Origin of the sequence: Paenibacillus sp. 79R4 (genome assembly GCF_013393165.1) — a bacterium.
Lineage (GTDB): Bacteria > Bacillota > Bacilli > Paenibacillales > Paenibacillaceae > Fontibacillus.
This window is the reverse complement of the sequence record NZ_QJOT01000027.1, coordinates 20,334-32,878: the sequence shown is the minus strand read 5'-3', so window position 1 is coordinate 32,878 and position 12,545 is coordinate 20,334. Positions and strand designations below refer to the sequence as shown.

15 protein-coding genes and 2 pseudogenes are annotated in these 12,545 nt (G+C 46.1%); 15 read left to right on the top strand and 2 right to left on the bottom strand.

The genetic code is table 11. The annotated features are described in order from the left end of the window. The 7 genes and pseudogenes from DMN77_RS23075 to DMN77_RS23045 all read left to right on the top strand — a co-directional run. Positions 1–1,473: pseudogene (locus DMN77_RS23075) on the top strand (hypothetical protein); the annotation flags it as partial. Between the two features lie 13 nt (positions 1,474–1,486). Then, positions 1,487–2,275, top strand: a complete 789-nt coding sequence (locus DMN77_RS23070; protein ID WP_179016419.1) for a hypothetical protein — start codon at positions 1,487–1,489, stop codon at positions 2,273–2,275. Next, a complete protein-coding gene (locus DMN77_RS23065; protein ID WP_082790001.1) occupies positions 2,268–2,411 on the top strand; it encodes an XkdX family protein in 144 nt (47 codons plus the stop codon). The genes DMN77_RS23070 and DMN77_RS23065 overlap by 8 nt, the downstream gene beginning before the upstream one ends. 56 nt (positions 2,412–2,467) lie before the next feature. Then, on the top strand, positions 2,468–2,731 hold the full coding sequence (locus DMN77_RS23060) for a hemolysin XhlA family protein (protein WP_218653103.1): 264 nt from the start codon (positions 2,468–2,470) through the stop codon (positions 2,729–2,731). A 16-nt stretch (positions 2,732–2,747) separates the two neighbouring features. Beyond that, complete coding sequence (locus DMN77_RS23055) at positions 2,748–3,017, top strand: phage holin family protein (protein WP_179016418.1); 270 nt, start codon at positions 2,748–2,750, stop codon at positions 3,015–3,017. Further along, positions 3,014–3,739, top strand: coding sequence for an N-acetylmuramoyl-L-alanine amidase (locus DMN77_RS23050; protein ID WP_179016417.1), 726 nt, complete (start codon positions 3,014–3,016; stop codon positions 3,737–3,739). The genes DMN77_RS23055 and DMN77_RS23050 overlap by 4 nt, the downstream gene beginning before the upstream one ends. Before the next feature lie 183 nt (positions 3,740–3,922). Further along, complete coding sequence (locus DMN77_RS23045) at positions 3,923–4,639, top strand: BRO family protein (RefSeq protein WP_179016416.1); 717 nt, start codon at positions 3,923–3,925, stop codon at positions 4,637–4,639. A gap of 76 nt (positions 4,640–4,715) precedes the next feature. Here the strand turns inward: DMN77_RS23045 and DMN77_RS23040 are convergent, their stop codons facing one another. After that, positions 4,716–5,147 (bottom strand): YhjD family protein, encoded by a 432-nt coding sequence (locus DMN77_RS23040; RefSeq protein WP_179016415.1) that lies wholly within the window; start codon positions 5,145–5,147, stop codon positions 4,716–4,718. 337 nt (positions 5,148–5,484) lie between these two features. Beyond that, positions 5,485–5,691, bottom strand: a complete 207-nt coding sequence (locus DMN77_RS24330) for a helix-turn-helix transcriptional regulator (RefSeq protein WP_179016414.1) — start codon at positions 5,689–5,691, stop codon at positions 5,485–5,487. Positions 5,692–5,774: 83 nt separating this feature from the next. Between DMN77_RS24330 and DMN77_RS23030 the strand changes: the two genes are divergently transcribed. The 8 genes and pseudogenes from DMN77_RS23030 (at position 5,775) to DMN77_RS22995 (ending at position 12,500) form a co-directional block, all read left to right on the top strand. Further along, positions 5,775–6,035, top strand: coding sequence for a hypothetical protein (locus tag DMN77_RS23030; protein WP_179016413.1), 261 nt, complete (start codon positions 5,775–5,777; stop codon positions 6,033–6,035). Between the two features lie 58 nt (positions 6,036–6,093). After that, positions 6,094–6,456: pseudogene (locus DMN77_RS23025) on the top strand (CpaF family protein); the annotation flags it as partial. 17 nt (positions 6,457–6,473) lie between these two features. Beyond that, on the top strand, positions 6,474–7,283 hold the full coding sequence (locus DMN77_RS23020) for a type II secretion system F family protein (RefSeq protein ID WP_179016411.1): 810 nt from the start codon (positions 6,474–6,476) through the stop codon (positions 7,281–7,283). A gap of 9 nt (positions 7,284–7,292) precedes the next feature. Next, positions 7,293–8,168 carry a type II secretion system F family protein gene (locus DMN77_RS23015; RefSeq protein WP_179016410.1) on the top strand — a complete coding sequence of 292 codons (876 nt, stop codon included), beginning with the start codon at positions 7,293–7,295 and terminating at the stop codon, positions 8,166–8,168. Positions 8,169–8,336: 168 nt separating this feature from the next. Beyond that, entirely contained in the window at positions 8,337–8,537 is a 201-nt protein-coding gene (locus DMN77_RS23010) for a Flp1 family type IVb pilin (protein ID WP_068779982.1), read from the top strand. Between the two features lie 6 nt (positions 8,538–8,543). Next, positions 8,544–9,221 (top strand): TadE/TadG family type IV pilus assembly protein, encoded by a 678-nt coding sequence (locus tag DMN77_RS23005; RefSeq protein ID WP_179016409.1) that lies wholly within the window; start codon positions 8,544–8,546, stop codon positions 9,219–9,221. A gap of 92 nt (positions 9,222–9,313) precedes the next feature. Further along, positions 9,314–11,530: a hypothetical protein gene (locus DMN77_RS23000; protein ID WP_179016408.1), complete on the top strand. Its 2,217-nt coding sequence runs from the start codon at positions 9,314–9,316 to the stop codon at positions 11,528–11,530. Beyond that, entirely contained in the window at positions 11,499–12,500 is a 1,002-nt protein-coding gene (locus tag DMN77_RS22995; RefSeq protein WP_179016407.1) for a TadE/TadG family type IV pilus assembly protein, read from the top strand. The genes DMN77_RS23000 and DMN77_RS22995 overlap by 32 nt, the downstream gene beginning before the upstream one ends. Positions 12,501–12,545 lie beyond the last annotated feature (45 nt).

The following is a 12,545-nucleotide window of genomic DNA, read 5'->3' as shown; positions in this document are numbered from 1 at the left end:
TCAATTGGACAGGATGTAGTATATTCCATTGCAAACCCGATGCTCACACTCGGCACTGAACCCAAGCCATTCCAACCGCGCGAAGACTCTATGCTTGCCTTCCAGACAGAGTTACACGCTAACCCGGACACGGGCGCCGAGCCTGACGAATTGTTTGAGCAAAACGGGCAATATTTCAAACTGGCGAAGTGGAAGAAGGTTGTTCTGGATGGGTATTTGAACTGGGCAATAAATGCTAATAAGCCGGGATTTAAGCAAGTTCGTTATCCCGTATCGGACGGAGTAACTGCTGATAGTACAAACTCTAAGGTTACAAAATATGATGGAACAGTATTACAAGTAGCCGACTCGAACAGCATAGTAGATAAGTATCAACTCCTACCTGGAAACGGATATTTTTATATATCTGTTTCCAACACCGACAGCGGATGGGGAGACGCATACACACCGACAGCGGACGAGATTAAGGCGTATTTTAACGGGTGGAGGATGTGTAACGGTAATAGTGGACAATTGTATACGGGAGCGACAGGAGAAGTTAAATTTTGGGGTAAAATCACTGATCCATCAAATGTTATAGGTAGTGGCGCGTGGATTGGAGGTACAACTGTTTTACCTACTACAAACGCAGGTTCGGATAGTGGCGGACGTGTTTACACACCGTACAACCTACTCTACCGTCTCGCCAAAGAATCCGTCGAACCAGTCGTATCAGAAGGCTGCCTGACACTCCACGAAGGCGATAACGTGGTAGAAGTAGGTACGGGGATTGTGTTACGGGAACGGGCAAATGTTGTTTACGATGCGACTTATCAAAACTACCTAATTAACGATCCGGGCGCTCTTGGCTCGATGCTGAAATACAAAACAAATCAATTAATCACGGTCAATAAAGAACGTAAAGACTTTAACTGGCGATTCATGGATAACGGCGGTGGTGGACAACGTGCAGTTTGCCCAATGCCTAATTTCGACCAGTCCGCATCCTACAGCGTTACCTATCTCAAACTAGACAAGTCGCCAGTTGTCCCGATCACTGGCGTAGTAGCAACGAATGAAAAGGCGCAGCTATCCAACCTAACGGCGGGTGTAGCCGAAGCGTTACACGGTGTATCGGTGCTGGCGATGAAGAAGGCGGAGAAGGATATACAGGGATGGATTACATTAACACTATTAAACGCCTGGATTGTTTATGGTGGGTATCCAACGTTATGTATTCGTAAAGACTCTAATAATCTATACTTTGACGGGTTAATTAAGGGCGGAGTCTATTCACCGGGTACAACCATTGCCCATCTTCCGGATGGATACAGTCCGAGAGTGACAAAAGTTGTCAGCGTCCCTTGTTTAACTGGTGAAGGAATGTACAGCATTGCGCATTTGTTTATACGTAGTGACGGTACAATAGCAATATTTTCGGCCCCGGGCAATGAGTATTTGTCTTTTGCGGGACTATCGATACCGCTAAATTAAGGAGGGAAGATCATTGAAAGCAGTACCAAGAGTAAATATAGATGGCCTCTACATGGAGGTTACTATTGTGGACGATGCCTTTTATGGTGTCGTCCCTTTTTATGCCGATCCGCCAGAACCGGAGTTGCCGCCTGAAACTGATATTGAGACGGTAGAACCAGAGGAAGAGACTGAACCGGAGATTGCCGGGTATATCGTTGGTGTGCCAGTACCGCCGGGGCTTTATCTACCGCGTTTTGATTTGGCGAGGTGGGAAGAGTACCAAAAGGATGTAACCGCAGCACAAGAGGTGTATCGACTTCAGGAGGATGAATTGGAAGCTGTTTATCATGCCGAAATGGCGCAATGGTTGGCGCAGCCTCCTGAAGACCGGGACGATGAGCCAATGTATAAGCCACCAGTATATAGCGCACCTAAACAGCCGGAATTATGGACAGAGGGGCTGACGGCGGAGGAGATCGAGGAGCTGACCAAGCCGCAGCCGGAGGAACCGTCTGAACTTGATCAACTGAAGCAAGACGTTACAGGGTTAAAACAAGACACTGCTGATTTAGCGTCCGGACTAGATCAGGTTGCACGAAAGGCTGATGATCGCCTTGAGGACGTCAGCACAATTGGCTCCGAACAGGTCAAGCAAGACTTGGCTACGCTTGACCTAAAACGACAGAGTACTGTTATCGGTGGAGAGTTGGTTAAAAAGGATATAGCTATCCTTGACTTATATCAACAAAACCAGGCACTTGGTCAGATGTTGGCAGCCCTGGAGTTAAAAATTTTAGCAGGAGGCGAATCAAATGTTTAATAGCGATTTCGAGCGTCTGTCATACTACTATGAAAAGAAATGGGTGTCTGATGTACAGCTCCGGCTTTATGTATCCTTTAACGTCATTACGGCAGCGGAGTTTAAGGTTATTACAGGCAAGGATTATAAAGCTTAATAGATTACGCCCCTGGAGCTGATCCGGGGGCTATTTAATTTGAAAGGTTGTGTAAGATGACAACTGCAAACATCGATCCTGTACAAGCCGAAACGCTACAGCGGATAACGCGAGTAGAGGAAAAAGTTAACGGTATGAACGAGAAACTTGATCGGGCGATTACTGCCAACGAAACAGCAGTAGAGGCGTTAACATCGGCGCGGTCGGCCCATAAGCGAATAGACAAGATTGAGAATAGCTTAACTTGGCTCTGGCGTACATTTGCCGGGGCTTTTATTTTGGCAATTGCCGGATTTATCATATCGGGCGGACTTAAATAAGAGAGGATGATTGAATATGGAATGGAACGCAGTACTTGAGTTTATTAACCCGGAATTATTGATTGTGGTGGTAGTTTGCTGGATCATCGGCTATGTACTTAAGCAAACGCCTAAAGTACCGGACTGGACGATCATCTATGGCGTGACTGTGGTCGCAGTGGCGTTTGCAGTGGTATTGCTAGGGTTTACTGCTCAAAGCGTGCTACAAGGCATCCTGTGCGGCGCTATGGCGGTGTATGGTAATCAGTTAGTTAAGCAGACCAAGAAGAGTGGTGAAAACGAATGAAGAAAGTATGGATAGATGCTGGACACGGTGGCAAAGATCCCGGAGCGGTAGCGAATGGATTGCAGGAAAAGGATATCGCTCTGGCGGTGTCCTTGGCGATTAAAAAACGGATGGAAAGCGAGTATGAAGACGTACAGGTCTTGCTATCCCGCAGCACGGACGTGTTCCTGGAACTTAAGGATCGCACCAATAAAGCGAATGCGGCAGGGGCTGATATCTTAGTATCCATCCATTGCAACGCTGGTGGAGGCGCGGGCGGCTTCGAATCGTTCCGGTATACATCTGCATCCGCTGCATCTTCAGCGCTTCAGAACGTCTTACACTCGGAGATTATGGCAGCGCTCAAGCCGTACAATGTTAATGATCGAGGGCAAAAGGCAGCCAACCTGCATATGGTCCGGGAAAGCAAAATGCCAGCAGTGTTGACCGAGAACTTGTTTATCGATGTGGTATCCGATGCAGCCAAGCTTAAACGGTCTGATGTTATCGATGCGATTGTATCTGGTCATGTCTTGGGGATTGCCAAGTATCTCGGATTAAAAAAGAAGGAGGTACAAGTGCCCGTGAGTGACAAGGTAACCGTAATTGTAAACGGTAAGAAGGTAGACGACGGAAAGTTGGATAACGGCGTTACACTGGTCCCGTTACGCGCTATCGGAGAGGCTTTAGGAGCAAAGGTCGAATGGGATAATAAAACAAAAACAGCTACACTTACCAAATGATTTGTGATACAATGATTTCAAATCCGAAAGCATCGGTGAAGAAGCCTACTAGCCTTAATTGGTTGGTAGGCTTTTTTTATGGGAACAACATACGAACATTGTTTTATTTTAAACTCTATGATATATTATCATCCCAACAAGATATTGCATCCGTGATCTAAAAAAGAACGGAGGTAAGTATAGTTGAATTTAAGATTAGTAAAGCAAGGGAATTTTCTAGGCATCAAGTGTGATTTTTACGAAGATAAGCACGGGGAAGTTTACATGACTCGTAAGCAAATAGGTGAGGCATTGCAGTATAAAACACCTGAAGATGCGATTTATCGGATTCATGAACGTAACAAGGACCGTTTGGACAAACTTTCAGTTACCGTCAAACTGTCGAGTACTGACAGCAAACATTATGATACTTTTGTTTACAAGGCCAAAGGAATATTCGACATTATACGTTATAGCCGCCAGCCTATAGCCGATGAATTTATGGATTGGGTATATGATGTTATCGAAGCGATTAGAACAGGACGTATAAGTCATGACGTGTTACGCCAAGCCGGGATAGTTGATCGTCGTAATATGACAGATTCTATTCGTGACAATATCGAAGAATCACCGAATAAGAGATTTCAATATAGAAATTTTACTGATCTTGTATATAAACACTTGTTTGGAATGACTGCTAAGAGGTTGCGTGAAGAGCTTTTGTTAGATAAAACCGAGGAATTACGTGATTTATTGGACGATGAACAATTAAAGAGCGTTCAGAGATTAGAACGCAATATTTCATCAATGATCGAACAAGGTATGGCTTATAAAGAAATCAAAGAAGTATTAGAACGGAAACCTATTATTCGTTCTCTGCCACGGAAGCGCGACCGGATCGCAGCAGAAAGAGCAAATTAATATATGCATGGGTGGTGCAAATTGTACTACCCATTTTCATTTCTGATATCACACTAAAGACCACAAAGGAATAATCCTAAGTGGTCTTTTCTTTGTCTGTAGGTAAATCATAATCACGCTCCGATCCCGGCACTGTTGGATCAAAACGCTTATTTATATCCGCCCCCATGTATTTCTCCATTAATACGCTGCATTCAGCTGCAACAAAACTCCATAATAACGTAGAGCTATGATGATATCCCCGGCATAGATATTTGGCTTCTATGCCTAATTCTGTTCGTGTTTCTTCATATACCTTTAATCCCAATAGTCTAAATTTGCGCCGAACCTCTTTTAAATCAAGCGTCACTTTATCCATTGCTGTATCAATAAAGCCAACATATGGTCTAGGAGTCTTTATGTGCTGCTCGATTATTTTTTTATCTCGATCAAATGCTGTTAGTATCAATGGTAGCAGTATATACATCTTTACATATTGTATATCATCTTGGGTGTGGTCAATCGGCATGTTATCACCTTCAAGAACATTTGTTCTTATTTTAAGATGATAGAATTTTATTATCAAATCCAATATTTGGCCTTAATTTGTCCTCTGAATGTCCTCTAAGTAATTAGGTGCAATGATATATTTTATACATAAGAACATTTGTTCGTTTTATAATAATGTTATCGTTTACATTAAATTATTTTAATTAGCATTTATCGACAGCAATCGACATTAAAAAATGTTAATGTTGACTGTAAACACTACATTAGGAGGGGATTTATGACATACATAAATATCCAAAACTTAAATGATTGTTAAGTCCTGCCGGGGGAGAGGGCTCGCCTCTGCCGCTCCTGACTCATGATTCGTGCAATTCTTCCATTGTACAATTTAAAACCCTCGACGTTCTCCAAGCCAGTACATACGACAGGTAGCTTCTTCCGCTTATAACCTGAGATATATGGGCTTCGGTACAGCCTATGCGATTGGATAGTTGTCTAGCGGTCATTTTGTTCAGTGTAAGCAGTTCAGGTAAACGGCTTCTCCCCGGTTCAGGAAGATCCATTTTTAACACCTTTCTAGATTATATAAGGTAAATTGTACCATTCCTTAGTTTGGTAAACAACATGATGACAGGAGGCAATATTAATGCCAATCGAATTAATCGAATCAATTGTTGAAAAAAGATCAGATGACATTATTTCGCAAGCCGAGATCGCCTGCTCTGAAACTTTGGACGAATTGATTGGTATCATCCAGGATCTAAAAATGAAATTGCCAAACTCAATGGCCCCGATTTTAATAAACCTTGAAGATGCTTATCTTAAGGTTTGCATTGAAAGTAGCAGAGCCTCTTATAAAACGGGGTTGTTAGATGGAATGAAAATTCATAATTATTGCAATAAATAAACGAAAGACCCCTAAAGCGGGGTCTTTTTTTATATCGTTAATTAACTACCATTATGCACATGACGGAAGTCTGTCTACAGGGCACGCGAACTCCTCTATTGATATGATCAGTCGGCTGGAGACGATGGTGCTGAGCGGTGCTGATTTGCCGCTGGGGGTAGTCAGGCAACAGATTGCCTCGGCAATCGATATTATCGTTCATTTAAGCCGGCTTCGTGATCGTTCGCGGCGGGTTCTGGACATATCCGAAGTATGCGGGATGAGCGATGGGGAGGTGGTGCTGCATCCGCTTTATGTGTTTGAGGAAGAAGCGGAGAAGAACGGTAAAGTGATCGGCCGTTTGAAACGGACTCCACAGCGGTTAGCGCATGCGGACAAGCTGACTATGGCCGGCATCTCGGTGGAAGGGATGAACTTATGAGAGGAGGTTTCAAATCGATGAACGGCTTGGAGCGATCCGGTGCAGCAAAGGGAGTAGTGAAGAACAACGTCCAACAAGCCCCCCAATTGACGGATTATCGCAGCTATGGACTGTCTTCGAGACAAAAGCCATCGGTATTGCTGATCGGCGGAGCTGGTCTTTTCTTAATAGGATATATCTTCTTTCATTCATGGCTAATTAGTCTGGTACCGGCCTGTGGAGCTGTTTTTGCGCCGAAATATTGGAGCGGTTATCTTCTTCGTAAGCGAAGGGAGACGCTTGGACTTCATTTCAAACAGGCGCTCTATTCACTCTCCTCGTCCTTGGCGGCAGGCCGCTCGGTAGAGAATGGATTTCGTGAAGCGATTGAAGATCTGCAGCTGCTCTATCCCGGCAATTCCAGCGATATGATCATCGAGCTTGGTATTATCTGCACCCGTCTGGAATACGGTCAGCCGATTGAGGAAGCATTGCTTGACTTCAGCGAACGGGCAGGGCTGGAGGATATCAGCAACTTTGCTGATGTCTTCACGATTTGCAAGCGTTCGGGAGGGGATTTGGTCGAGGTGATCCGGCGCACCTCCGCAATTATTAGCGAGAAGCTGGAGATTAGTCAGGAGATCGGCGTTATGATTGCTCAGAAACGGTTCGAAGCGAAAGCGATGTCCGCCGCACCGATATTTTTTCTCGTATTTATGGAGTTCTCTTCACCGGATTATATGCTGCCGATGCATAGCGGCACAGGCCTCGCCATTTCATTTCTTGCATTGACTGTATTCGCGTTATGCTTCTGGCTAATGCTCAAAATTATGGATATTCGGGTCTAGGAGGCTACGATGAAGGTTTATAACGTTGCAGTGGTCGCGGTACTGGTATTGACCTGGTTGCTGCTGTACCGGAATTCGCGCCCCAAATATCAGGGCTGTCGCGAGATGAAAATGGACGGTCTGAGATTGCAGCTTATAGCTCCTCCAATGCTGTTCCTGCTGGAGAAGCTGAGAGTGTCGCAAAGGTTCCCTGTTTTTTTCTTCAAAATACAGCGTTCCGTGCAGAAGATTAGCGGAGATAAGCGTGGTGGCGAGTATACTTTGCTGTTCCTGGCTGAAATGCTCTCGTATGGCTGGCTTATTCTCATCGTTGGCGGTTCGTTCTCTCTACTTCTCGAAGGAGATCCTACGGTTATAATATTTGCTGGCTTTCTGGCCGTTCTTATTCCAATGGCTCTCGTCAGGGATTTACATCAGAAAGTGGTTAAGCGAGAGCGGGAGATTATTCTGGAACTGCCGGAGCTGCTGAATAAGATAGTGTTACTGGTTGGGGCGGGCTTAACTGTACAGCAAGCCATCAAGCGGTGTCTGGAACGAAAGACCGGAGAGGAACACCACCCGCTTTATCGTGAATTGTTCAGAATGCAGCGGGAATGGGGGGGTGGATATTCCTTCCATCAGGCGATGGAGGGGGTTAGCAAACAATTGGGCGTTCAGGAGGTGTCCGCTTTTGTAACCTCCGTATTGCTTAATTATCGCCGTGGGGGCAATGACTTTGTGCTGGCATTGATGGATTTATCTCATACACTTTGGGAACGCCGCAAAGCCGTCAGTAAGACGCTAGGGGAGCAGGCTTCATCAAAACTCGTATTCCCTATGCTGCTGCTGTTTTTAATTATCGTGTTTATGGTAGGAGCTCCCGCACTAATGATTATGGAGCTTTAGCAGGTTCGAAAAGTTTGCTTTTGATGAGAAACCCCACCGAGACAAATTTAAGCTGAGCGACCGCGATTCAGAGGCAGGTTTTCTTTCGATATGGAATTTCAACAACTCTGTTGATAACTTATACCGGACATTAGGAACTTTATACACAATAATTATTAGGAGGGATATATGGTGTTGGATACTTTCGCACAACGGATTAAGGCGTTCTCTCACGACGAGGATGGTTTGGGAATGCTGGAGATGATTTTGATCATTGCTGTCATCGTTATTTTGGCGATTATCTTCCGCAAGCAATTAAAAGAGCTTTTGGAGAGTTTGCTTGGCAAAGCGAAGAGCAAAACCGAGAAGTTTATGGACGATGAGCCTTAAGCCGTTATGAAAAGGCTGATACGCGATCAGAAGGGGAGCTTTATTCTCGAATCATCTCTCATTTTCCCCTCCATATTTGTAGCGATTTTAATCTTGCTGTTCTTCTGTTTGTATTTATATCAGAACGCGGCCCTTGGACAAGCTGCAGCGATCGCGGCTGAACGAAGTGCGTATTCATGGGATAACAGCTATCGCAAGCCTCTGACGGGCGTCTACGAGACTGGAAAGTATGATTCGCTCTATTGGCGGCTTAAAGATGATGGCGTGCTGCAGTCGATATTTGGCTGGTCCAGTGATTTGCCTACTTCGGATTTGTCTCTTCCGTCCGAACCGATAGGGGATGGAAGCGGATCCTTATCACTGAAGAAGCTTGCGACAACCGGTGCGACGATTCCGACGGCGGTCCACGGCAGAATGCAATATGAGAACAAACTGCTGCTTCGCAAAGTCAAGGTAAGCTTGGACAGACTGATCCCGCTTGTCCCTTTGGAACGGGTGGTCGGTGATGTGACGCAATCCGGACGGGCCGTCTCTTATGTAGTCGAACCGGCGGAATGGATCCGGACAGTGGATTTGGCCAGATACTACGGGGCTAAATTCAAAGGCAGCGGTGCGGATAAGATGGATCAAAAGGAAGCGGGCAAAGCGTTGATGTTATTCGGCAAACAGGGAGAGCAGCCTTAGCTCAGGACAGCAAGAAATAGGCATTGATCGGCCAGTTGATGAAGGATGAGTGAAGACCGGGTGATTACACTTCTGAAAGAGGGGGAAGCAGGGTGCATAAAAAGCAGCGATATCGTGCGGAGAGCGGAGCAGTTACCGTGTTTCTGGTTGTTATTTTTGCTTCGGTATTTGCATTTGTCTCCATATTTATTGATTTTACAAGAATGGCGGCGCTGCAGACTAAGGCGGAGATGATGGCTCATTCTGCATCAAGGTCGGTCCTGTCTTCCTATGACCCGCAGCTGGTAGAGCAGTACGGTCTGTTTGCCTTCGGGCATACTGATGCGAATTATATAATGTCCAAGGTGTTGCAGGAGCAGATGGATATATCGAAGCGAAGCGATGTTATTCCGCTAATGAACGCAAAGCTTGATTCATCGATGGTTGAACTGCTGCGGCCCTTAGGAACCTATGAAGTATTCGAACAACAGATTCGTGAAGAAATGAAATATAAGGCGCCGATAGATTTTTCGATAGAAATTATAAATCGCTTCAAGCCGATGTCGAAGGTAATGAAAGAGGCTTCGAATACCGTCGACCTGCTGAGTAAACTGCAGAAGTTGTATGATCAGCGGGAAGCCAAGCTGGATGAAATACTGGAGAAACAGCGGGCTGCGGCACAGACCGTGACGGAAACGGCAGCGATTATCCCTCGTTCAGGCGTTTCTGTGGGCTCAAGTGGCGTTGGTATAACGGTTTCATCTATTGCCGGGGAATATGCAGATTTTGCGGCTAAATATAACGAAGATATGTTAAGGGAACCCGAGGAGCGGCAATACTCCTATGAAATTCAAATGTACCAGTCGAGGGCCTCGGGGGTATTCAGCAGCTTGGAGCGCAGTAGGCAGAAATCTTCAGAGCGCCATGCAGTACTGCTTCCTGAAGCGAGGAAGCTGCTCCAAGAGGTTATCGCAATAAATAATCAGATGAAAAGGACTATTGATGAGGCGGAAAAACGTTCCGTACTTGATGGTTACAATGAGGTTGCAGCGCATGAAGGTCTAGGCAATAATGAGGCAATCGCAGCTGATCAAGAGATCGCCGCTATTCGCGATCAGAGCGGTTCGCTTCTGCTATCTGCCGAACTGCTGGCAGATCTGGAGGGAGATATCAGGCAACAAGAGGCTGATTTTACTTCATTTTATGCCGGGGCAGGCTTCTTCCTAGGCATAGAAAGCTCCGTCCTGTCAGCTTCCATCTCAGATTCATCATTGTATTCAGCCGTAGATAGCCTTGACCGCTCGACTGGCGCTTATTTGCGTAAATACGTGGCAGCAGGCAGCAGCAATGTTCTGGAGGATAATCAAAGACAGCTTGAGCAGCACCGTGCCTCTGATCAGGAGCGCAAGTCGATCGAGCATCAGGCTGAGACGGCGCTACGGGATGCCAAGGGATTGATCGGCAAAATTTCCGCACTCAAGGATAAGCTCAAAGATGCACAGAAGCAATTCGATGAGCTTGAGACCTTATACAACGACAATTTAGAGTTTAATCAATCTTTTTCAGCGAGAGAGGTAGCGGTGATGGGTCCGGGTGACGACCCGGCCGATGCCGGTGCTGAAGCAATGGGCGGTATGGATATTTTCTTTGGAGAACTATCTCACGTACTGCAATCCATGACCGATGCTGCTTTTCAGGGAGAATATGCTGTACAGTACTTTTCGCTATTCAATATCGAAACGTTAGACGAATTGCTCAGCGGTGGAGGGCCAGGGGTGATTGACACAATAGGAGATTCATTCATGCCCGGGAAGCAGGAGGTTGAATACATATTGTACGGATTCCATAATCCGGTGGGCAATATCGCTGCTGCCTATGGAGAGATTTTCACGCTACGACTGGCAATTCGGACAATGGAAGGACTGCTGAAAAATTTGAACAAAGGTAATCCGCTACTAATTCTTGCCGCTGCCTTGCTGTGCGGGGTGGAACATGCTGTAAAAGATATGCTGATGCTAACCAAGGAAGGAAGTATTCAGCTTAGTGATTTTATGAAGGTGAAGCTGACCTATAGAGATCATTTGCGCATCTTCCTGCTAATGCATGGCCCGAGTGAGCAAAGGCTGTCGCGGATGCTGGCGTTAATTCGGAGGAATACCGGAGTTCCAGTAGAACAGCGCGCAACTTATTTAAAAGGAGGAGTAAGTATCTCGATGCCGCTATGGTTTCTGCCGGGAGTAGCAAAGACATTGGGAGCTTCCGGGACCTTGAAAGGAAGAGTGGAAGGAAGTCGATATTATGTTGATAAACAAGCGGACTTCTCCTACTGATTTGATAGAGTCTCCTCCGAGCGGCTGCAAGAATGCTCGAGGCAGCATTGTCCTCGAAGCTGCTATGGTCATGCCTGTATTTATCATCGTTATGTTTTTCTTTATTTACATGATTCAGATGACAGTGGTCTCTAATCAAATGCAGATAGTAGCATCAAATGCGGTCAAACAGGTGTCCTCTCATATATATCCGGTGGCATTGGCGGTCTCTGCTATTCCGAATGAGGAAGGGGTCAACGCGGCGAACAGTGAGTCGGGATCGGACTGGAGGCTGCCAAATCTGTCGTTGGAGGAATGGGCCGGGCAGTATGCCGAGGCTCTGCCAGAGCCGCTCTCTGAATGGATTAAGGCCGCTGTCCATAAAGGGGACGAGCCTTTGCAGAACCTGAAGAACAATGCTATAGAGGCTGCTCTGGATGCCGTAATCGGGCCCCTGCTTCATCCTTTTTTGGCAGATGCGAAGCTAAACGAGGAGAGGCTGCATGTGAATCGTGTAATCGTGCCTGATTTCAAAAGCGGCCGAACTCCTTACTTTGGCCTGGAGATCAGCTATGAATTACCGATTCGCATGCCATTTACAGACGAACCGGTCAGACTGCAAGCGAAGGCTATGGAGCGTTTATGGATTGGAGATACCGATGAGCTTGGTCAAGGAGTTGGGGACGGAACGGAGGGTGAAGGCCAGCCTGCAGTAATTTTATCTAAGCCGGAGCCAGCTTACGCCGGGCACCGAGCCTTGGTCGCGGCTTTGATCAAACCGGGAACTACGGCAAAACTTACGGTGTACTACAAGAGTGGTGTAAGTCAGGCCAAATATTTAGGGGAAGCAACGGCGGATGAGAATGGCAGAGTGGAATGGAATTGGCTGGTGGGTGGTAATACAACACCCGGCACATGGACTTTTATTATTGAGACGGAGGACGGGGTGAAGACAACAGCTCAGTTCGATGTTGAGAGCCCCCGCAAATAATAAGTGAACCAGGCCATATACCGGCTCGATTACGGACTGATAATC